The organism is Piscicoccus intestinalis NBRC 104926 (assembly GCF_001515525.1).
GTDB lineage: Bacteria > Actinomycetota > Actinomycetes > Actinomycetales > Dermatophilaceae > Kineosphaera > Kineosphaera intestinalis.
Map to the genome: position 1 here is coordinate 1 of NZ_BCNQ01000034.1, position 19,951 is coordinate 19,951.

The window sequence follows — 19,951 nt, forward strand, 5'->3', positions numbered from 1 at the left end:
GGTGCTCGCGGCGGGGCTCGCCGCCGCCTCGGTGGTCGTGCTCGCGCTCGCCTACGAGCCCGGCGCACCGGATCGCGCCTACATGGGCACCGACGCGAGAGCCTTCGAGCCGCTGCTCGGCGCCATGGCCGCGGCGTTGCTGCGCCTGGAGCCGGTGCGGACCTGGGTCGGCCGCCGCGCTCGCCCGCTCATGTGGGGCGGCCTCGCCGCGGTCGCCGCCGGCGTCGCCCTCCTCGGCGCCCCGGACGGCCCGCGCCCCGGCTACTTCGCCGGCGGCGCGCTGGTCGTCGCGCTCGGGGGCGCGGCGCTCATCGCCGCCGCCTCGATGGCCGACCCGCGCCGGGGCCTGGCGGGCGCACTCGGCCGGCGCCCGCTCGTCTACCTCGGCCGGATCTCCTACGGCGTCTACCTATGGCATTGGCCGCTGCGGGTCTGGTTCATCGGCGAGCGCGACTTCGACCCGGTGCGCGCCGGGCTCGTCGCCGCGCTGAGCATCTCGGTGGCGGCGCTGTCGTACCACCTCGTCGAGGAGCCGATCCGCACCGGCCGGCCGGTGCGCTGGCGCTCCCGAACGGTGTTCGCGGTCGCCGCCGCCTGCGTCACCGTCTGCCTGGGGGCGACCGCGCTGACCACTCAGGTGGGGCGGCCGACCCCGGCCACGGTCGAGGCGCAGCAGGCCCGGCTCGCGGCCCCGGACGCGTCGGGGTCCGAGTCGGCGCAGGAGGACGAGCCGGAGCCGGTCAACGCCGACACCTACCTCGTCGTCGGCGACAGCGTCATGCGACGCCTGGCGCCGCAGCTGTCCGAGGCGGCCGCCGACCGCGGCCTGACGCTGCTCAGCGCCGCGCGCGGGGGCTGCCCGGTGTTGCCCGTCGAACCGACTCCGGTGATGCAGGCCGTCGAGGAGTGCGCGGAGCCGGTGCGGTCCGCGCAGTCGGAGGAGCTGGAGCAGCGTCCCGGCACGATCGTGTGGTGGTCGCGCTGGGAGCTGGCCGACCGCGTCGACGACGCCGGCCGCGAGCTGGTCGCCGGGACTCCGCAGTTCTGGCGCGCCCAGCGGGACGAACTGCGGGCCACCGTCGATCGGCTGACGGCCGGAGGGGCCCGCCTGGTCGTGGTCGAGATCGACCGTCCCGGGATGGGGATCAACAGCCTCTGCTCGATCGACTGCACGGCCTGGCAACTGCTTCTGCGCGAGCGACCCGAACTGCGCCGGACGTGGAACGAGACGCTGCGCGAGGTCGCGGCGGCCGACCCCCGGGTCTCGACGATCACCATGGACGACCTGTACTGCCGCGACGACGCCAGCCCCTGCGACGACCGCCTGCCGATCGGCGAGCCGGCGTCGGGTGGCGCGCTCGCCCGCTCCGACGGCCAGCACTTCTCGGACGAAGCCCTGCCGACCGTGGCCGACGCCCTGCTCGACCGGGTCGCGGCGGCAAGCTGAGGTCTGCGCGGATTCACCGGGCCGCTCCGGTGCGTTCGGAGCGGCCCGGTGAGAGGATGTCCCGGTCCGGCGGACTCACTGGCGAGGAGGCAATTCGATGGGCAGCGCCTGCGACCGCTCGTCCAGAGCCTCCAGCGCCTGTGTCTCCCCCGACGCGAACGCCCCGCCGATCCTGCGGCACGCCGCGGAATCCCGTGCACTCCCACCCCTGATCAGGCCGCGCTTGCGTCCTAGACTCGACGCCAACCACGACAGATGAGGAGACCTCCCACATGTCCGAACGCGTGACCATGCCGGCTCTCGGTGAGTCGGTCACCGAAGGAACAGTCACCCGCTGGCTCAAGAGCGTCGGCGAGGAGGTAGCAGTCGACGAGCCGCTGCTCGAGGTCTCCACCGACAAGGTCGACACCGAGGTTCCCTCGCCGGTGGCCGGCACGCTGCAGAAGATCCTCGTCGACGAGGACGAGACCGCCGAGGTCGGCGCCGAACTCTGTGTCATCGGTGACGGCCCGGCCGACGACGCCGGCTCCGACTCCGACGACAGCGCGGACGCCGAGCCGGAGCCCGAGCCCGAGCCGGAAGAGGAGCCCGAGGAGGAGGCCTCCGAGGAGCCGGAGGAGAAGCCGAAGTCGTCCGGTGGCGGCGGCGGTTCGGTCTCCGGCGGTGAGGCCGTGACGATGCCGGCGCTCGGTGAGTCGGTCACCGAGGGCACGGTGACCCGCTGGCTGAAGGCCGAGGGCGATGACGTGGAGGTCGACGAGCCGCTGCTCGAGGTCTCCACCGACAAGGTCGACACCGAGATTCCCTCCCCGATCGCCGGCAAGCTCACCAAGATCCTCGTGCCCGAGGACGAGACCGCCGAGGTCGGCGCCGAGCTGTGCATCATCGGCGGCGAGGCCTCCGACGACGGCGGCGACGACGAGCCCGAGGCCGCCTCCGAGCCCGAGCCCGACGCCAAGACCGAGCCGGAGGAGAAGCCGAAGAAGCAGGAGGAGTCGCCGCGCGACGACACGCCGAAGGAGGCGCCGCAGGGCGAGGCCACCGGCGAGTCCAAGGCCGACGCCACCGATGACGTGCAGGACGCTTCCGCCTACGTCACGCCCCTGGTGCGCAAGCTCGCGGCCGACCACGGCATCGACCTGAGCACCCTCAAGGGCACCGGCGTCGGCGGGCGCATCCGCAAGCAGGACGTGCTCGACGCCGCCAAGGCCGCCGAGGAGCCGGAGCCGGAGCAGCAGCCCGCGGGTCCGCCGTCCGACACGGCCCCCGCGCCGCAGCAGACCGCGCCGGCTCCGTCGGGTGACGCCGCGCCGGCAGCCCCCGCGAAGGCCACGACGGTGCCCGAGCCCGACACGACCAAGCGCGGCACGACCGAGAAGATGTCGCGGCTGCGCAAGATCGTCGCCCAGCGCATGGTCGAGTCGCTCCAGACGTCGGCGCAGCTCACGGCCGTCGTCGAGGTCGACATGAGCCGGGTCGCGGCCCTGCGGGCCCGCACGAAGGCCGACTTCAAGGCCCGCGAGGGCGCGAACCTGTCGTTCCTGCCGTTCATCTGCCTGGCCACCGTCGAGGCCCTCAAGGCCTTCCCCGCGGTCAACGCCAGCGTCGACGGCGAGAACATCGTCTACCACGGCGCCGAGCACCTGGCGATCGCGGTCGACACCCCGCGCGGCCTCGTCGTGCCGGTCATCAAGGACGCCGGCGACCTCAACATCGCCGGCCTGGCCCGCAAGATCGCCGATGTCGCGGCGCGCACGCGCAGCAACAAGATCGGGCCCGACGAGCTGTCCGGCGGCACGTTCACGATCAGCAACATCGGGTCGGCCGGTTCGGTCTCCGACACGCCGATCATCAACCAGCCGCAGGTCGGCATCCTCGGCACCGGCACGATCGTCAAGCGCCCGGTCGTCGTCACCGACGAGCTCGGCAACGACTCGATCGGCATCCGCTCGATGATGAACCTGTGCCTGACCTACGACCACCGCATCGTCGACGGTGCGGACGCGGGTCGCTTCCTCTCGGCGCTGAAGAAGCGCCTCGAGGAAGGCGCCTTCGAGGTCTGAGGCGGCAGCAGGCAGCCACCGGGGCCCGCGCGACCACTCGTCGCGCGGGCCCCGCGCTGTCGCCCGCGACCACTCGAACCGTTGCCGTGCCACGTGCCCGCGGCCTTGTCGGCGAGTGGACGTAGGCTGAGCCCCATGCGTTTCGAGCATCTGGGCTTCGCCCCGGACTATGTCGACTATGTGCAGGCCTGGGAGCACCAGCGGCGGGTGCACGCGGCCGTCGTCTCGGGCGAACTGCCCGACACCGTGCTGCTGCTCGAGCACGCCGCCGTGTACACCGCCGGCAAGCGCACCGAGCCGCACGAGCGCCCGTTCGACGGCACCCCGGTCGTCGACGTCGACCGCGGCGGCAAGATCACCTGGCACGGTCCGGGGCAGCTCGTCGGCTACCCGATCGTGCACCTGCCCCACCCGGTGGACGTCGTCGCGCACGTGCGCCGGCTGGAGCAGATGATGATCGCCGTCTGCGCCGACCTCGGCGTCACGGCCGGTCGCGTCGAGGGCCGCTCCGGCGTGTGGATCGCCGCCGACGAGCGCGGCCCCGAGCGCAAGGTCGGCGCCATCGGCATCCGGGTCAGCCACGACGTGACGATGCACGGCTTCGCGCTCAACGCCAACTGCGACCTGTCCTGGGGGCAGGTCATCATCCCGTGCGGGATCGCCGACGCCGGGGTCACCACCCTGTCCTGGGAATTGGGCCGCGACGTCACCGTCGCCGAGGTGCTGCCGCTGGCCCAGGCGCGCCTGGACGCCATCCTGTCGCCCATTACGCGTACCCTGGAGAACCCGGTGGAGGCCACCGCTTCCGCCTGAGGATTTGCCCGCGCGGGCAACCCGAACCGCATCGACCGATCATCGACGCAGATATCGACGAGGGAGCCACCACGTGACCGTCGCACCGGAGGGGCGCCGCCTGCTGCGCGTCGAGGCGCGCAACGCCGAGACGCCCATCGAGCGCAAGCCGGACTGGATCCGCACCACCGCGAAGATGGGCCCGGAATACACCCAACTGCACGGCATGGTGCGCTCCGGCGGGCTGCACACCGTCTGCCAGGAGGCGGGCTGCCCGAACATCTTCGAATGCTGGGAAGACCGCGAGGCCACGTTCCTCATCGGTGGCGACGTGTGCACCCGCCGCTGCGACTTCTGCGACATCGCCACCGGCCGACCCACCGCGCTCGACCATGACGAGCCGCGGCGCGTCGCCGAGTCGATCGCGACGATGGAGCTGCGCTACGCGACGGTCACCGGCGTGGCGCGCGACGACCAGCCCGACGGCGCCGCCTGGCTGTACGCCGAGACGATCCGCGCGACCCACGAGCTCAACCCGAACACCGGGGTCGAGATCCTGCCGCCCGACTTCGGCGCCCAGCCCGAACTCGTCGGCCGGGTCTTCGACGCCCGGCCCGAGGTCTTCGCGCACAACCTGGAGACGGTGCCGCGCATCTTCCGGCGCATCCGCCCGGCCTTCACGTACGAGAAGTCGCTCAAGGTGCTGACGATGGCCAAGGCCGACGGTCTGGTCACCAAGTCCAACCTCATCCTCGGCATGGGCGAGGAGCCGGAGGAGATCGAGCAGGCCATCCGCGACCTGCACGAGGCCGGCTGCGACATCCTCACGATCACCCAGTACCTGCGCCCCTCCAAGCTGCACCACCCGATCGACCGGTGGGTCAAGCCCGAGGAGTTCGTGCACTGGTCCGACTTCGCCTACGAGACGGGTTTCCTCGGCGTCATGGCCGGTCCGCTCGTGCGCTCCTCCTACCGGGCCGGGCGGCTGTGGGCGCAGGCGATGCGCCGCGCCGGGCGGCCCATCCCGGCGCACCTGTCGCACCTGGCGCGCGACGCGCAGGCCCCGGCCCGGCAGGAGGCCGCCACCCTCGTCGAACGACGCCTGACGGCGTCCTGATCTCGTCTCGCAGCGCGCGGGCAGCACACAAGGAGCACCACCAAAGGCCATGGCCAAGTTCGGAATCGGCAGACGCGGCTCGTCGGCCGCCCCCAAGCCGCCCCAGTCGCCCAAGCCCAAGAAAGAGCGCTTCAAGCGGCTCAAGCAGATCAAGCAGGTCTACGACCTGGCCCGGCGCAACGACCCGAAGCTCCCGTGGCTCATGTGGGGCGCGGCGCTGGGCATCCTGGTCGTCGGCTTCCTCATCGGTCTGGCCCTGGGGCACCCGTACTACGCGACGTTCATCGCGCTGCCGCTGGCCGTGCTCGCGGCCACGTTCATCCTGTCGCGCCGCGCCGAGAAGGCCGCCTACGGCGCGCTCGACGGGCAGCCCGGAGCGGGTGGCGCCGCCCTGCAGGGCCTGCGTCGCGGCTGGTCCTACGCGCAGGAGCCGGTCGCGGTCGACGGCGGCCGCGGCGGCACCATTGCGGGCGCGGCCATGGTGTACCGCGCGGTCGGGCGACCGGGTGTCGTGCTCATCGGCGAAGGCCCACCCGGGCGCGCCCAGAAGCTGCTGGCCACCGAGCAGAAGCGCGTCAACCGCCTCGTGCCGAACGTGCCGGTGACCACGTTCCGGGTCGGCACCGGCTCCGGGGAGAACGTCGTGACGACCCGCGAACTCGTCACGCGGATGGGCAAGTTGAAGAAGGAGCTGACCAAGCAGGAGGTCGCGGCGGTCGACAAGCGGCTGCGCGCCCTCGGCAAGGTGCGCCCGCCGGTGCCGCAGGGCATCGACCCGCAGCGGATGCGTTCCATGGGCCGCGGTCAGCGGCGGTGAGGCCGGCTCGCGGAGTCGCGAGAGGGCAGTTCGACCGCGGGCCAGCTGGGCCGTCGGGCCTAGCGGGAGCGCACGATGACGGTGCCGGCGAGGCGGTCGTGCAGGCCGCGCCCCTGGCGGTCGACGATGAGCGGCGGCAGCGCCAGGCACAGCAGCACCGAGCGCACCAGCCCCCGGCCCAGGCCGGCGTACCCGGACGGGCAGCGGTCGACCCGCAGCCCGAGCAGCCGGTGGCCGATCGTGTAGCCACCGGTGCCGACCATGAGCACGTTCATGAGCAGCACGACGAGCAGCGGCTTGAACGTGCCGAGCCCACCGGCTCCCTGCACGTAGCCGAGCAGGCCCATGGCGATGACCTGCGCGATGACGCCGTCGATGAACAGCGCGACGACGCGCCGGCCTGTCGGCGCCATCGACCCCGGCCCCTGTTCCGGCAGCCCCAACCCCTCGCCGGGGTACCTCGGGGCGTTCTTCGGGCGGGGCGGGCCCTGCAACCACGAACCGATGTCCTCGCGATCCACCACGACGACAGCCTAGGCGAGCGGCCTCCGCAGGCCCTTACCGGCAGGTCACCGCGCGTAACACGGGAGAAACATCGGAGTCACGACCGAGAAACTGCCCACCACTAGCGTCGAGCGCGACGTTATCCCCGGCCCCGCCCATCCCGGGCGCCGGCCCAGACAGGAGGCCTGAGTGTTCAGCAGCCCAGAGGAAGTCCTCGAGTTCATCAAGAACGAGGACGTCCAGTTCGTCGACATCCGCTTCTGTGACCTTCCGGGCGTCATGCAGCACTTCAACGTGCCCGCGAAGTCCGTCGACATCGACTTCTTCACGGAGGGCCAGGCGTTCGACGGCTCCTCCATCCGCGGTTTCCAGGCGATCCACGAGTCCGACATGAAGCTCATCCCGGACATCGCCACCGCCTACCTCGACCCGTTCCGCACCGAGAAGACGCTCATCGTCAACTTCTCGATCGTCGACCCCTTCACCGACGAGCCCTACGCTCGCGACCCGCGCCAGATCGCGTCGAAGGCCGAGGCGTACCTGAAGTCCACCGGCATCGCCGACACCGCGTTCTTTGGTGCCGAGGCCGAGTTCTACGTCTTCGACGACATCCGGTACGAGACCAAGCAGAACGCCGGCTACTACTTCATCGACTCCATCGAGGCCGCGTGGAACACCGGCAAGGAGGAGGAGGGCGGCAACCAGGGCTACAAGACCCGGTACAAGGGCGGCTACTTCCCCGTCCCGCCGCTGGACCACTACGCCGACCTGCGCGACCGCATCTGCCTGGTCCTCGACGAGGTCGGCCTCGAGGTCGAGCGCAGCCACCACGAGGTCGGCACCGCCGGTCAGCAGGAGATCAACTACAAGTTCAACACCCTGCTGCAGTCCGGCGACGACATCATGAAGTTCAAGTACGTCGTCAAGAACGTGGCCTGGGAAGCCGGCAAGTCGGCGACGTTCATGCCGAAGCCGCTGTTCGGTGACAACGGTTCGGGCATGCACACCCACCAGTCCCTGTGGAAGGACGGCGAGCCGCTCTTCTACGACGAGCAGGGCTACGGCGGCCTGTCGGACATCGCGCGCTGGTACATCGGCGGCCTGCTCAAGCACGCCCCGTCGCTGCTCGCGTTCACGAACCCGACGATCAACTCCTACCACCGCCTGGTGCCCGGCTACGAGGCCCCGGTCAACCTCGTGTACTCGGCCCGCAACCGCTCGGCCTGCGTGCGTATCCCGCTCGCCGGCACGTCGCCGAAGGCCAAGCGCATCGAGTTCCGCATCCCGGACCCGTCGGCCAACCCGTACCTGTCGTTCGCCGCGCAGCTCATGGCGGGCCTCGACGGCATCCGCAACCGCATCGAGCCGCCGGAGCCGGTCGACAAGGACCTCTACGAGCTGCCCCCGGAGGAGCACGCCAGCATCGCGCAGGTGCCCGCCTCCCTGCCGGCCGTGCTCGACGCCCTCGAGGCCGACCACGACTACCTCACCGAGGGCGACGTGTTCACCGAGGACCTCATCGCCGCCTGGATCGAGTGGAAGCGCAAGAACGAGGTCGACCCGATCCGCTTCCGCCCGCACCCGCACGAGTTCGAGATGTACTACGACCTGTGACGGGTTCGTGCAGGTCAGGTGCTTTTCCCGCCTGATCTGCGCCCGTGCGGGCCCGCGTGGGTCCCAGGAACGGGCCGTCATCGCTGGTGCGGTGGCGGCCCGTTTCGCGTGCGCTCGGGGGTGGTCGACGGGTGCCGAATTGACCTTTCGGCAGGCGTCGAGTGGTCACCGCATGCGATTCACTGCAGTTTCGCCCTCCTGACCTGCGGTGTTTCGTGACGCAATTAAGGTGTCCACTCGCGAGCGGTCACTGCACAGATCTCTTTGCCCGGCCGGTTCCGTTGTTCACCGGTCAGGTCTTCGCCGGTCAGGTGTTCGCGTGCGGGTAGGCGCCGGAGACGGCGCAGCCGGTCAGTTGACGGTTGCCGACGCTGAGGGTGGCCACCTGCCCGGTGTCCTGGCCGGAGCCATCGACGCACGTTCCCGCGCGAACCACGAGCGAGAACTTCTTGCCGCCCTCGGAGCCGGTGAACTGCACGCCCTTGCTCCACGCCGAGCGCGTCACGCGCAGCGTGTGCTCCCCCACCGACGGACCCTCGGTGGTCAGCGTGCCCTTCTGCACGACCGCCCGCCACGGCGTGTTGCGGCCGTACGCGGTGAACGCCGTTCCGGCGTCGGCCGGCTGGGTCGGCTTCGCTGACCGGGTCGCCTGGCCGGTCTTGGGCGCCTGGCCGGGCCTGGTCACCGGTTCGGGGATGGCCGTGTGGACCGACCGAGTCGCCTGACCCGACCGAGTCGGCTTGCTCGGCTTGGTCGACTCACCCGGCTGTGCCGACCGGGCCGGCTTGCTCGGCTGGCTCGACTGCGCCGGCTGCGACGCGGCGCCCTGCGAGGACGCCGCGACCGTGGCGGCGCCCGGCGCGCTCGCCGTGTCCGACGCGGTCTGCGTGGCGCCGCCGCAGCCGGCGAGCGCGGCGGCGGTCAGCACGGCACCGACCATGAGCGTGCGATTCATGTCTCCCCCTGAGAGTGGTGATGCGGTCTCCGGGTCCGGAAACCGCCTCCCACGCTAGGAAGCGCGGCTCGCAGCGGGCGCACGCCCGCCTCACAGGAGCCTCACGCGCGCCGCTGCAGGCGCGTCACCACAGCTGGAGCCGGCCCTCGACGATGTCGCGGGCGCTCTCGCGCAGGGGGCGGTCGTTGGCGAACACGTGGGCGCGTAGCCGCGCGGAGGCCTCCTGCACGGGGATGCCGAGCTGGGCCGCGAGCATGCCGACGGCCACCGCCACCTCGTCGAAGCCGCCCAGATCGACTCCCGCGAGCTCAGCCTCGTCGATGCGGGCGGCGTCGGCCAGCAACGCCGGCATGGCCAGGTCGGCCAGCAGCGCGGCATCGCGCAGAACGGCCGGGGTCCACGTGGCGCCCGTCGTGCCGAAGAAGCACATCGCGCCGAGCCGCGACCCCGCGAAGCACACCGGGAGACAGAACGCCGAGCGCACCCCGGCCGGCACGGCGAGCGCGGCGAACACGGGCCAGCGGCCGTCGCTGCGCAGATCCTCGACGAGCACGGGCAGCATCGTGCGGTGGGCGCAGGAGGCGGGTCCTTCCCCGGCCACCTCCTCGAGGTCACCGGATTGTGCCGCCCACGGGTCGCTGGCCGCGGCCAGCCGCGCCAGGCCGCCCTCCCCGAACACGAACACCACCGCGCCCCGCACCGCCCCGATGGTGGCGGCCAGCCCGGTGACGGCGGTGAGCCAGTCGTAGGCGCCGTGCTCCTCGAGGCGGCCGATCACCTGCTGCCACAGCCGGCGCCGGCGACGCTGGGCGTCGCTGCGGGAGTTGCTGCCGTGGGCGCCGGCGACGCCGGCGAAGGCCTCGACGATCCGCAGGTGCCGCGCGGACATCCGGTGCAGCTGCGCGCGGTAGTCCGCCGCGAGCCGGGTGAGTTCGGCGACGGCGTCGGCCTCGGTCTCCGGCAGCTCGGTCTCCGGCAGCTCGGTCTCCGGGGGCGCGCCGAGGTCGGTGAGGTCCTCGACGTGACTGAGCAACCCGACGACCCGGGACCCGTCGTCGGTCAGCGCGGAGTTGCGCACGCTCCACGTCTTGCGCACGAACCCGGCGCCGTCGGCGCGCTCCCGGATGTCGTACCGCTGCCACGGCAGCAGGTGCGGTTCGCCGGTCGACAGCACGCTCTCGAACGAGGCGCGCAGGGAGTCGGCGCCGCGGGTCTCGGGGGTCTCGGGGGTCGCGGGGTTGTCGGGAAAGGCCTCGAAGACGTCGAGCCCGACGAGTTCGGCGCGCTCCCGGCCCGTCCGCGCGAGGAAGGCGTCGTTGGCGGCGACGATGCGCAACCGCTCGTCCAGCAGCAGATAGGCCGTGGGCGAGGCCGTGAACAACTGGCTCGTGGCTGCTGAACTCACCTCGTCATGCATCCGACTCCCCCCAGACACGGCGGACGGTGCGGGCCCGCGCGCAGCGGACGCATCCATTTTATCCGGATCGACCGGATCTGGCGCCGCGAAACCGGCCGCCGGGGGCCCGTCGGCGGCGAACGGCCGGTCTCGTCAAGTCCCGTACCTGTCCCGCGCATGTCCAGCCATCGCGACCGGCGCTGACTCACCGCCGGGCGCCCGGCGGTGGTTCGATGAGGACGTCGATCCGACTCACGAAGGAGCCGCGCCATGACCGCCACGCCCACCGAGCTGCCCGACTCCATGCGGGCCTCGGTCCTCCACCCGGACCTGAGCATCACGACCGACGAGGTGCCCGTGCCCGCCCTCGACGCCGACGAGGTGCTCGTGCAGGTCGGCGCCGTCGGGGTCTGCGGCTCCGACGTGCACTACTGGAAGCATGGCCGGATCGCCGACTTCGTCGTCGACACCGACATCATCCTCGGCCACGAACTCGGCGGCCGGATCGTCGCCGTCGGCGCCGGCATCGACGACGCCCGCCTCGGGCAACGGGTGGCCGTCGAGCCGCAGCGCTCCTGCCGCGTGTGCGAGTACTGCAAGTCGGGCCGCTACAACCTGTGCCCGAAGATGGAGTTCTACGCCACCCCGCCGATCGACGGCGGCTTCTGCGAGTACGTGACGATCCAGGCCGACTACGCCCACCCGATCCCCGACGAGGTCAGCGACGCCGCGGCCGCGATGCTCGAGCCGCTGTCGGTCGGCATCGCCGCCGCCCGCAAGGCCGATCTGCGCCCGGGCCAGAGCGTGTTCATCGCCGGAGCCGGTCCGATCGGCATCATCCAGTGCCAGGTCGCGCGCGCGTTCGGGGCCGCGCGGATCATCGTCTCCGACCCGGCGCAGCCGCGCCGCGAGCTCGCGCTGCAGCACGGCGCCACCGAGGTCGTCGACCCGACCGCCACCGATGTGTCAACCGCCGGGTACAACGTGGACGCGTTCATCGACTGCGCCGGCGTCGCCCCCGCCGTCGTCAGCGGCATGCACACGGTCAAGCCCGGCGGCCACGTCGTGCTCGTCGGCATGGGCGCCGACGAGATCGCCCTGCCGATCCCGCTCATCCAGAACTACGAGCTGGTCGTCACCGGCATCTTCCGCTACACCGACACCTATCCCCTCGGCATCCACTTCGTCGCCAGCGGCAAGGTCGACCTCGACGCGCTCGTCACGAGCAGTTACGGCCTCGACGAGGCGCAGACCGCGCTCAGCCGGGCCGGGGCCCCCGACGAGCTCAAGGTCGTCGTGCGGCCCAGGGAGTAGCGCCTGCGATGCTCGCGGCCGAACGCGACGCGGTCGCCGACGCCTGTCGCCGCCTGCGCCGGGAGGGCCTCGTCGTGGGGACCGCCGGCAACGTCTCGGTGCGCGTCGGCGACCTCGTGGTCATCTCCCCCAGCGGCGTCGACTACGACGAGCTGACCGGCGCCGACGTCGGCGTGCACGCCCTCGACGGCACCGCCGTGGAGGCGACGCTCGCACCCTCGAGCGAGCTGCCGCTGCACCTGGCGGTGTACGCCGACACCGAGCACCGCGCGATCGTGCACACCCACGCGCCGCACTCGACCGCGCTGTCGACCCTCGTCGACGAGGTGCCTCCCGGGCACTACTACACGGCGATGTTCGGCGGCCCGGTGCGCGTCGCCCCGTACGCGACGTACGGCTCCGAACAGCTCGCGCGGCACGTGCGCGCCGCGTTGGAGGGGCGCACCGCGGCCCTGTTGAGCAACCACGGCGCGGTGCTCGTCGGGGCGGCGCTGCCCGCGCTACTGGATCGCACCGCCTACCTGGAGTACATCTGTCAGGTGCAGCTGCTCGCCGGGGCGTACCCGGCGCCCCAGCGGCTGCTCGACGAGGCGGAGATCGCCACCGTCGCCAGGCTCCTCGCCGGCTACGGGCAGACTCCGACGCGCCCGCGCGATCAGGGGTGAGGGGCGGCGCCGACCACCCGCGTGGCCCGGGCTCTTCAGACTCAGGCTCAGGCTCGGACTCCGGCTCAGGCTCAGGCTCACGCGGACTCAGGCTCAGGCTCCGCGGGTCGGCACGTCGCCGTCGGGGTCGATGCTCGGCAGCACCGCCTCCCCGAAGGCGGTCACCTGGCCGACCTGCGCGTCGCTGAGGTGGTCGAACACGAGGTGACGCACCCAGGCCACGTGGGCGGGCGCGGCGTCGCGCACCTTCGCCAGCCCCTCGGCCGTCAGCGCCGCGTTCGTCGAGCGGCGGTCGAACTCGTCGGTCTCGCGCACGATGTAGTTCTTCGACTCCAGCCGCTTCGCCACGTGCGACAGCCGCGACAGCGACCCGCTCGTGAGGATCGACAGCTGGCTCATCCGCAGCCGCGGCGGCGAGCGCTCCGCCAGCACCGCCAGCACGAGGTACTCGAAATAGCTGAGGTCTGCGTCGCGCTGCAGCTGCTGATCGAGCCGACCCGGCAGCTTCAGCAGCAGCGCGTGGAGCGTCAGCCAGGCGGCCCGCTCCTGCGGGCTCAGCCACGGGTCGCGGTCCGACGTCGCCTCCACGGCTTGAGCGGCTTCCACGGCTTCCACGGCCTCCACGGCTTCCGCGGGCCCCGGGCTCCGGGTCGGGTCATCCCCCGCGAAGTCGCTGGACATGGGTTCATCGTAGGGCACGACCGGCCGCCGGGCCGCGCGCCGCGACCTCGCCGAGCCCGGATATAACCGCCGGTCACAGGCCTGCCACAGCGTCAGGCCAGCCGTGCACCAGCCCCGGGCCAGCCCCGGACCGGCGCCCGGCCGGCGCTCAACCAACGCTCAACGCAGCGGGACCCGCCAGCGCAGCAGGGTGCCGTTCGGGGTGCGCGCGCTGATCGAGAACGTGCCGCCGTGCGCGGCGGCACGGCTCGCGAGGTTCTCCAGGCCGCTGCGGCCGCCCCGGTCGGCGACGCCCACGCCGTCGTCCTGAATCGTCACGACAAGCCCATCGAGGGTGCTGACCCGCACCTGGGCGTCGCGGGCGCGGGAGTGCCGCACGATGTTCGACAGGCCCTCGCGCACGACCGCGACGACGTCCTGCTCCAGCTGCGGCGGCACCTCGCCGAGCGTGCCCTCGAACGCCAGGTCGGGCACGAAGCCGGAGTGCTCCGCGAACTGTTCGACGAGGATCTCGATCTGCGGCCCGAGGCCGCCCTCCGGGAGGTGCTGGTGCAGCTCGAAGATCGCCTCGCGCAGGTCCTTGACGGCCAGGTCGAGTTCGTCGACGACGCCCTCGATCCGCTCGCGCACCGGTCCCTGCGTGTGCCGGGCCCCGGCCTGCAGGGTCAGCCCTGCCGCGTAGAGCCGCTGGATGACGTGATCGTGCATGTCGCGGGCGATCCGGTCGCGTTCCTCCAGGAGCCGCGAGCGGGCCCGCTGCCGCTGCGCCCGGCCGGCCTCGATCGCCAGCCCCATCTGCTCGGCGAAGACCCGCAGCAGCCCCATCGTCTCGTTGGCCGCGCCGCGCGCCTCGGGGTCCCAGGCCAGGGCCAGCAGCGCGACCTCGACCTCGCCGACGGTGATCGGCACGATCGCGCAGGCGCCGAGCACGTCGACGCCCCCCAGGTCGGCGAGCTCACCGGCCAGCTGCCCGACGTGACGGTCTCCCGGCATCGCCATGAGCAGCAGCGGCACCCGCTCGCGCATGAGGACGGGCCAGCGGGGGCTGCGCAGCGGCTCGCCGAGGCGGCGACGGCCCGTCGCGGCGCCCTCCAGCGCCCGCACGACCAGCCGGCCCTCGGGGTCGCGCACCGCGAGCATGCCGAGCCGGGCGCCGCCGAGGTCGCGGGCGCGCTTGACCATGCGGTTCAGCGCCGCCTCCTCGTTGCGGCCCTCCAGCAGCGTCTGGGTGAGCTCGGCGACGACCTGGGTCCACTCCTCCCGGCCGCGCGCGCGGCGGTACAGCTGGGCGTTCTCGATGGCGATGCCCGCGGCGGCGGCGAGCCCCTCGAGCACCGTCTCGTCGTCGGCGTCGAAGGGCTTTCCGTCGAGCCGGTCACACAGGTAGAGGTTGCCGAAGACCTGGTCGCGCACCCGCACCGGCGCCCCGATGAACGCGCGCATCTGCGGGTGGTGCGGCGGGAAGCCGACGGAGTCGGGGTGCGTCGTGACGTCTTCGATGCGCAGCGTCGCGGGCTCCCGGATGAGCAGGCCGAGCACACCCTCGCCGTGCGGCGGCGCGCCCATCCGGTCGCGGGTGTCGTCGTCGATGCCGTAGGTGAGGAAGTCCGCCACCTCGTGCCCCGTGGAGTCGAGCACGCCGAGCGCGCCGTAGCGGGCGCCGAGCAGCATGCACGCGGAGTCCAGCATCTTCGTCAGCACCGCGTCCAGGGACAGGTCCGAACTGATCGTGACGACCGCGTCGAGCAGCTGCGAGAGCCGCTCCTGGGCCTGGGTGGCGTCGGCCGCGCGGCGCCGGATCTCACCGATGAGATCCTCCAGGTCGAGCGCGGCCCCGGAGAACGGCCGCGACTCCGGACCGTCAGTGCGCGAAGGACTCACGCAGTCGATGCTAAGCCGGTCGCCACCGGCGGTGTCGTCCGCACCGTCAGCACGTCGCACTCGGCGTGGCGCTGGCAGTAGGCCGCCAGCTCCTCGCGAACATCGGTGGCCTCGGAAACATCGGTGGCCTCGGAAACATCGGTGGGCTCGAACGCCTCGGATGCCCCGGATGCCCGGGATGCCCCGGACACCTCGGGGGGCTCGGTGTCGGGTGCGCCGGAGCGGCCCGGGGCCGGGTCGTCGGCGGCGACGACGAGGATGTCGGCGCCGGCGCTGCGTTCGACGAGCGCGGGGCCGGGGTCGCCCTCGGCGATCTCGAAGGTCACGGGCACCCGCGGGAACTCCCGCAGCGCGCGCAGGGCGGCGGCGAAGCTCGCGTTGTCGGCCTCGTCGCGTTGGGCGGGGTCGGTGCCGTCGGGGACGAGGTGCACGAACCGCACCCGGGCACCGCGGGAAGCAGCCTCCTGCGCGGCCGCGCGGGCCACCGCGTGGGTGCCGGCGAGACCGAGGAGGCCGGCCACCACGTCGCGTGCCGCGATGCCGGTCAGGGGCGGTGTCAGCGCCCACTTGCTGCCCGTCATGGTGCCCAGCGTGACTCTCGATCCGAGGGTCACACAGGGCCATTGGTCCCCACGACGGTACGCTCGGCCCGCCGCCGTCAACATCGCGGGGCGGCCCGCATCAGGCCTGTGAGCAGGCATGATGCGACGTGACGAGCGTCACGAACGGCGCTCAGGCACGCCGTTCGCCGAGTTGGTCGGCGTGGGTCGCCGCGAAGACGGCGGCCTGCGTGCGTCGCTCCATGCCGAGTTTGGCGAGGATCGCGGTGATGTAGTTCTTCACCGTCTTCTCGGCGAGGAACAGCTGGGCGCCGATCTGGCGGTTGGTCAGCCCGTCGGCGACGAGCACGAGGATGCGGCGCTCCTGCGGCGTCAGGCTACGCAACCGCGGATCCGTGGCCGCCGGTGACGCGATCGTGTTCTGCGCACGGGCCACGGCGCGGCTGTCGAGGAGGTTCTCGCCGGCCGCCACCCGGCGGACCGTCTGCACGAGATCACCCCCCCGGATGTCCTTGAGCAGGTATCCGGAGGCCCCGGCCAGCACCGCGGCCGTCAGGGCCTGCTCGTCGTCGAAGCTGGTGAGGATGAGCGCCCGGATCGTCGGGTCGACGGCCCGCACCTGGCGGCACACCTCGATGCCGGAGCCGTCCGGCAACCGCGCGTCGAGCACCGCGACGTCGGGGCGCATCGCGGGGATGCGGCGGGTCGCCTCGTCGGCGCTGCCCGACTCTCCCACGACGACGACATCGGGCTCGAGCTCGAGCAGTTCGCGCAGGCCCCGCCGCACGATCTCGTGATCGTCGACGAGGTAGACGCGCACGGCCGCTGCGCCCGAGCCCTTCGCCGCCAGGCCGGGCACGTCACTGAACCCTTCGGACCCCGTCATCGGCCGGTCCCCTTTCTCTGCGTCGACGCCGGCGCCGCCCGGCTGTCGGTCGGTTCCCTGCCGTAGAACACTCGTTCGGTCACGGTGCGCGCGTGCCGCGCGGCGCGGGCATACCGTTCCGCGAGCTGCGACCCCTCGCCCGGGCCGCCGCCGAGAATGCGGTTGGCGCCCTCGGCGTCGCGCACGTCGGACGGTAGGGAGTCCGAGGCGCGCCCGCGCCACAGCAACATCGCGTCGCGGATGTCGGAGGCCAATTGCCATGCCTCCTCCAGCAGCTCGCCGTCGCTCGGGTCGAGCAGCCCGGCCGCGACCTCGGCGTGTAAAGCCGTCAGCGTACTCGCCGTCCGCAGCTGCGGGTGCTGCGCCGCGTGCTGCATCTGCAGCAGCTGCACGGTCCACTCGACGTCGGACAGGCCGCCGCGGCCCAGCTTGAGGTGGCGACGAGGATCGGCGCCGCGGGGCAACCGCTCCGACTCCATTCGGGCCTTGAGGCGCCGCACGTCTTTGAGTGCCCCGGAACTCAGGCCCGACTCGGGCCAGCGCATCGGGTCGACGAGGCGCATGAAGCGAGCGGCGAGCTCGGGGTCACCGGCGACCGGGCGGGCCCGCAGCAGGGCCTGCGCCTCCCACGTCACCGACCAGCGGCGGTAGTAGGCCTCGTAGTTCTCCACGGTCCGGGAGACCGGGCCGGCCTTGCCCTCGGGGCGCAGATCGAGATCGACCTCCAGAGCCGGCTCCGGCCCGGGCAGACCCACGAGTCGGCGCATCTCGAGCACCACGGCGCCGACCGTCGACGTGGCCTCCCGTTCGACGGCGCCCTCGCGGGGACGGTGCACGACGAGGAGGTCGGCGTCGGAGGCGTAGCCGCATTCGCCGCCGCCGAGCCGGCCCATGCCGATGAGGGCGATGTCGGCCGGCACCGGCTCCCGGCGTTCCATCTCGATCTTGCGGATCGCGATGTGCAGCCCGGCCTCGAGGATCGCCTCGGTGAGGTCGGTGAGGGCGAGGCGCACCGTGTCGCCGTCGATGGCGCGCACGAGATCGGCGAGCGCGATCCGGAACAGCTCCTGGCGGCGGATGACGCGCGCTGCCTCGATCGCCCCCTCCGCGTCGTCCTTACGGTCGATCGCCGAGCGCATCGTGCGCATGAGCTGCTCGCGGGTGCGCGGGCGCAGGCCCTCGTCCTCGGCGAGCATGCGCACCGACTCCGGGGCGCGCATCAGCAGATCCGCGGCGTAGCGGCTGCGCGCGAGCACGTGCGCGAGCCGATCGGCGGCCCGGCCCTCGTCGCGCAGCATCTTCAGGTACCAGTGGGTGGTGCCCAGGGAGTCCGAGAGCCGGCGGAACGCGAGCAGCCCGGCGTCGGGGTCGGTCTCGTCGGCGAACCAGCCGAGCATCACCGGTAGCAGCGTGCGCTGGATCGCCGCGGTGCGGTTGGTGCCGGTCGTCAACGACTCCAGGTGCCGCAGCGCGCCGGAGGGATCCCGGAAACCGAGGGCCGCGAGCCGGGCCTGGGCGGCCTCATGGGTGAGGCGGGCCTCGTCCTTCGACAGCCGCGCGATCGCCGACAGCAGCGGCCGGTAGAACAGCCGCTCGTGGATGCGGCGCACCTCGCGCTTGTGCTCGCGCCACTTCTCGTTGAGTTCGGCCACCGGCTCTGTGCGCAGGCCGAGGCTGCGGCCGAGGCGGCGCAGGTCGTCGGGAGCCGACGGCATGAGGTGGGTGCGGCGCATCCGCGACATCTGGATGCGGTGCTCGAGGCTGCGCAGGAACCGGTAGGCCGAGTCGAGCTCGGCGGCATCCTCGCGCGCGACATAGCCGCCGTCGGCGAGCGCCGCCAGGGCTTTCAGGGTGGTCGAGGAACGCAGCGACTCGTCGCCGCGGCCGTGTACGAGCTGCAGCAGCTGCACCGAGAACTCGACGTCGCGCAGACCGCCCGCCCCGAGCTTGAGCTGACGGTCGGCGTCGCGCGAGGGCACGTGCTGCTCCACGCGGCGACGCATCGCCTGCACGTCCTCGACGAAGTTGGCGCGGCTCGCGGCCTCCCACACCATCGGGCCGACAGCCTCGATGTACGCGGCCCCGACCCGCTGGTCGCCGGCGACGACACGGGCCTTGAACAGCGCCTGGAACTCCCACGTCTTGGCCCACCGCTGGTAGTAGCCGAGGTGGCTCGCGACGGTGCGCACCAGCGGCCCCTGCTTGCCCTCGGGCCGCAGCGCCGCGTCGACCGGCCACAGCGTGCCCTCCGCCGTCGCGGCCGAACATGCCTTCATCACCGCCGAGGCCAGCACCGTGGCCGCCGCGATGCAGTCGCCCTCCGAGACGGCCTCGGCGGCACCTGAGTCGGTCCGGTCCGACTGGGTCGCCTGTTCCGGCTCGGGCGGCTCGGGCGGCTCGGGCGGCTCGGCGACGAAGATGACGTCGACGTCGGAGACGTAGTTGAGTTCGCGCCCACCGCATTTGCCCATGCCGATCACGGCGAGACGGGCCTGCGCGGCGGCGTCGGGGTGCTGCTCGACGGCGATCGCGACGCCGGCCTCGAGCGCGGCGGAGGCAAGGTCGGCCAGGGCACCGGCGGCCCACGGCATCTCCTCCCCGGGGTCGTCGGCGGTCAGATCGAGCGCGGCGATGCCGAGCAACTGCTCGCGGTAGCCCAGCCGCAGCGCGTCCTCGGCGTAACGATCGCCTCGCGCGCCCGGGCCGACGGCCGCGACGAGCCGCTCGGAGCGTTCAGAGGCGGTGGGGCGCTCGGCGTACGCGGCCGCGGGCCACTGTCGGGGGTGCCGCACGAGGTGGTCGCCGAGGGCGGTCGACGCGCCGAGTACCGCGAGGAGCCGGTCGCGCTCCGGACTGTGGCCGCGCAGGAGGTCGCGCAGCTCGTCGACACGCGGGTCGCGGACGGCCGGGCCGCCGAGGCCCTCACCGGCGGCGGCCTCGAGCAGCCGCACGAGCGTGAGCAGCGCGAGCACCGGCTCCGCGGTGTAGGCGAGCGCCCGCAGCAGCCCGGTCTCGTCGCCGTCGAGGTCGACGAGATCCGCGAGCGTCGGGGATTGCGCGAGGCTCAGCGCCCGCCCGCTGTCCTCGAACCCCAGGCGCGCCAACCAGGCTGCGGGGCTGCTCTGCCCGCGTTCCACGCGTACCGACATCACGTTCGCAGTTCACCGTTTCTGGGCACCGGCGCGGCGCCCCTGCGGCGGCCCGGCCGGAGCTCCGTGTTCGCATCCGTGCCCGCTCGTCGAGGCCACCGGCGGCCCCG

Annotated in this window: 16 protein-coding genes; 8 read left to right on the forward strand and 8 right to left on the reverse strand. The window is 72.6% G+C overall.

Going from position 1 to position 19,951, the window contains the following annotated elements:
- From PINTE_RS07585 to PINTE_RS07605, 5 genes are all read left to right on the forward strand, one after another.
- On the forward strand, window positions 1-1,447 hold a 1,447-nt coding region (locus tag PINTE_RS07585), incomplete at its 5' end, for an acyltransferase family protein (protein WP_068428175.1).
- 272 nt (window positions 1,448-1,719) lie between these two features.
- Window positions 1,720-3,510: a 2-oxoglutarate dehydrogenase, E2 component, dihydrolipoamide succinyltransferase gene (gene sucB / locus PINTE_RS07590; RefSeq protein ID WP_068428178.1), complete on the forward strand. Its 1,791-nt coding sequence runs from the start codon at window positions 1,720-1,722 to the stop codon at window positions 3,508-3,510.
- A 135-nt stretch (window positions 3,511-3,645) separates the two neighbouring features.
- A complete protein-coding gene (lipB, locus tag PINTE_RS07595; RefSeq protein ID WP_068428181.1) occupies window positions 3,646-4,323 on the forward strand; it encodes a lipoyl(octanoyl) transferase LipB in 678 nt (225 codons plus the stop codon).
- 73 nt (window positions 4,324-4,396) lie between these two features.
- Window positions 4,397-5,419 (forward strand): lipoyl synthase, encoded by a 1,023-nt coding sequence (gene lipA, locus PINTE_RS07600; protein ID WP_068428185.1) that lies wholly within the window; start codon window positions 4,397-4,399, stop codon window positions 5,417-5,419.
- A 49-nt stretch (window positions 5,420-5,468) separates the two neighbouring features.
- Entirely contained in the window at window positions 5,469-6,236 is a 768-nt protein-coding gene (locus PINTE_RS07605) for a DUF4191 domain-containing protein (protein ID WP_068428188.1), read from the forward strand.
- Between the two features lie 59 nt (window positions 6,237-6,295).
- Here the strand turns inward: PINTE_RS07605 and PINTE_RS07610 are convergent, their stop codons facing one another.
- Complete coding sequence (locus PINTE_RS07610) at window positions 6,296-6,760, reverse strand: RDD family protein (protein ID WP_068428195.1); 465 nt, start codon at window positions 6,758-6,760, stop codon at window positions 6,296-6,298.
- Between the two features lie 169 nt (window positions 6,761-6,929).
- On the opposite strand from PINTE_RS07610, the gene glnA reads away from it, so the two are divergent.
- A complete protein-coding gene (gene glnA, locus PINTE_RS07615; RefSeq protein ID WP_068428198.1) occupies window positions 6,930-8,354 on the forward strand; it encodes a type I glutamate--ammonia ligase in 1,425 nt (474 codons plus the stop codon).
- Between the two features lie 307 nt (window positions 8,355-8,661).
- Here the strand turns inward: glnA and PINTE_RS07620 are convergent, their stop codons facing one another.
- Both PINTE_RS07620 and PINTE_RS07625 read right to left on the reverse strand, forming a co-directional pair.
- Entirely contained in the window at window positions 8,662-9,309 is a 648-nt protein-coding gene (locus PINTE_RS07620) for a hypothetical protein (RefSeq protein WP_068428201.1), read from the reverse strand.
- A 124-nt stretch (window positions 9,310-9,433) separates the two neighbouring features.
- The gene (locus PINTE_RS07625) at window positions 9,434-10,714 is read right to left on the reverse strand and encodes a GAF domain-containing protein (protein ID WP_169798478.1); all 1,281 of its coding nucleotides are present in this window, start codon (window positions 10,712-10,714) and stop codon (window positions 9,434-9,436) included.
- Between the two features lie 261 nt (window positions 10,715-10,975).
- On the opposite strand from PINTE_RS07625, the gene PINTE_RS07630 reads away from it, so the two are divergent.
- Window positions 10,976-12,019, forward strand: a complete 1,044-nt coding sequence (locus PINTE_RS07630; protein ID WP_068428206.1) for an NAD(P)-dependent alcohol dehydrogenase — start codon at window positions 10,976-10,978, stop codon at window positions 12,017-12,019.
- A gap of 8 nt (window positions 12,020-12,027) precedes the next feature.
- Window positions 12,028-12,684: a class II aldolase/adducin family protein gene (locus PINTE_RS07635; protein ID WP_068428209.1), complete on the forward strand. Its 657-nt coding sequence runs from the start codon at window positions 12,028-12,030 to the stop codon at window positions 12,682-12,684.
- Between the two features lie 93 nt (window positions 12,685-12,777).
- On the opposite strand, the gene PINTE_RS07640 is transcribed toward PINTE_RS07635, so the two are convergent.
- From PINTE_RS07640 to PINTE_RS07660, 5 genes are all read right to left on the reverse strand, one after another.
- Entirely contained in the window at window positions 12,778-13,365 is a 588-nt protein-coding gene (locus PINTE_RS07640) for a MarR family winged helix-turn-helix transcriptional regulator (protein WP_245642843.1), read from the reverse strand.
- A gap of 159 nt (window positions 13,366-13,524) precedes the next feature.
- Window positions 13,525-15,246, reverse strand: coding sequence for a GAF domain-containing sensor histidine kinase (locus PINTE_RS07645; RefSeq protein WP_068428212.1), 1,722 nt, complete (start codon window positions 15,244-15,246; stop codon window positions 13,525-13,527).
- Window positions 15,243-15,827, reverse strand: coding sequence for a universal stress protein (locus PINTE_RS24200; protein ID WP_068428215.1), 585 nt, complete (start codon window positions 15,825-15,827; stop codon window positions 15,243-15,245). The genes PINTE_RS07645 and PINTE_RS24200 overlap by 4 nt, the downstream gene beginning before the upstream one ends.
- 151 nt (window positions 15,828-15,978) lie before the next feature.
- The gene (locus PINTE_RS07655) at window positions 15,979-16,692 is read right to left on the reverse strand and encodes a response regulator (protein WP_084343358.1); all 714 of its coding nucleotides are present in this window, start codon (window positions 16,690-16,692) and stop codon (window positions 15,979-15,981) included.
- Entirely contained in the window at window positions 16,689-19,841 is a 3,153-nt protein-coding gene (locus PINTE_RS07660) for a bifunctional [glutamine synthetase] adenylyltransferase/[glutamine synthetase]-adenylyl-L-tyrosine phosphorylase (RefSeq protein ID WP_068428221.1), read from the reverse strand. Before PINTE_RS07660 ends, PINTE_RS07655 begins: the two co-directional genes overlap by 4 nt.
- Window positions 19,842-19,951 lie beyond the last annotated feature (110 nt).

What these genes read in the sequence shown, in the direction of transcription:
- PINTE_RS07620 (WP_068428201.1), bottom strand. Translation starts at nt 9,309, where the DNA reads ATGAATCGCACGCTCATGGTCGGTGCCGTGCTGACCGCCGCCGCGCTC.
- sucB (WP_068428178.1), top strand. Translation starts at nt 1,720, where the DNA reads ATGTCCGAACGCGTGACCATGCCGGCTCTCGGTGAGTCGGTCACCGAA.
- PINTE_RS07660 (WP_068428221.1), bottom strand. Translation starts at nt 19,841, where the DNA reads ATGTCGGTACGCGTGGAACGCGGGCAGAGCAGCCCCGCAGCCTGGTTG.
- PINTE_RS07630 (WP_068428206.1), top strand. Translation starts at nt 10,976, where the DNA reads ATGACCGCCACGCCCACCGAGCTGCCCGACTCCATGCGGGCCTCGGTC.
- lipB (WP_068428181.1), top strand. Translation starts at nt 3,646, where the DNA reads ATGCGTTTCGAGCATCTGGGCTTCGCCCCGGACTATGTCGACTATGTG.
- PINTE_RS07640 (WP_245642843.1), bottom strand. Translation starts at nt 13,365, where the DNA reads ATGTCCAGCGACTTCGCGGGGGATGACCCGACCCGGAGCCCGGGGCCC.
- PINTE_RS07635 (WP_068428209.1), top strand. Translation starts at nt 12,028, where the DNA reads ATGCTCGCGGCCGAACGCGACGCGGTCGCCGACGCCTGTCGCCGCCTG.
- PINTE_RS07605 (WP_068428188.1), top strand. Translation starts at nt 5,469, where the DNA reads ATGGCCAAGTTCGGAATCGGCAGACGCGGCTCGTCGGCCGCCCCCAAG.
- PINTE_RS24200 (WP_068428215.1), bottom strand. Translation starts at nt 15,827, where the DNA reads ATGACGGGCAGCAAGTGGGCGCTGACACCGCCCCTGACCGGCATCGCG.
- PINTE_RS07655 (WP_084343358.1), bottom strand. Translation starts at nt 16,692, where the DNA reads ATGACGGGGTCCGAAGGGTTCAGTGACGTGCCCGGCCTGGCGGCGAAG.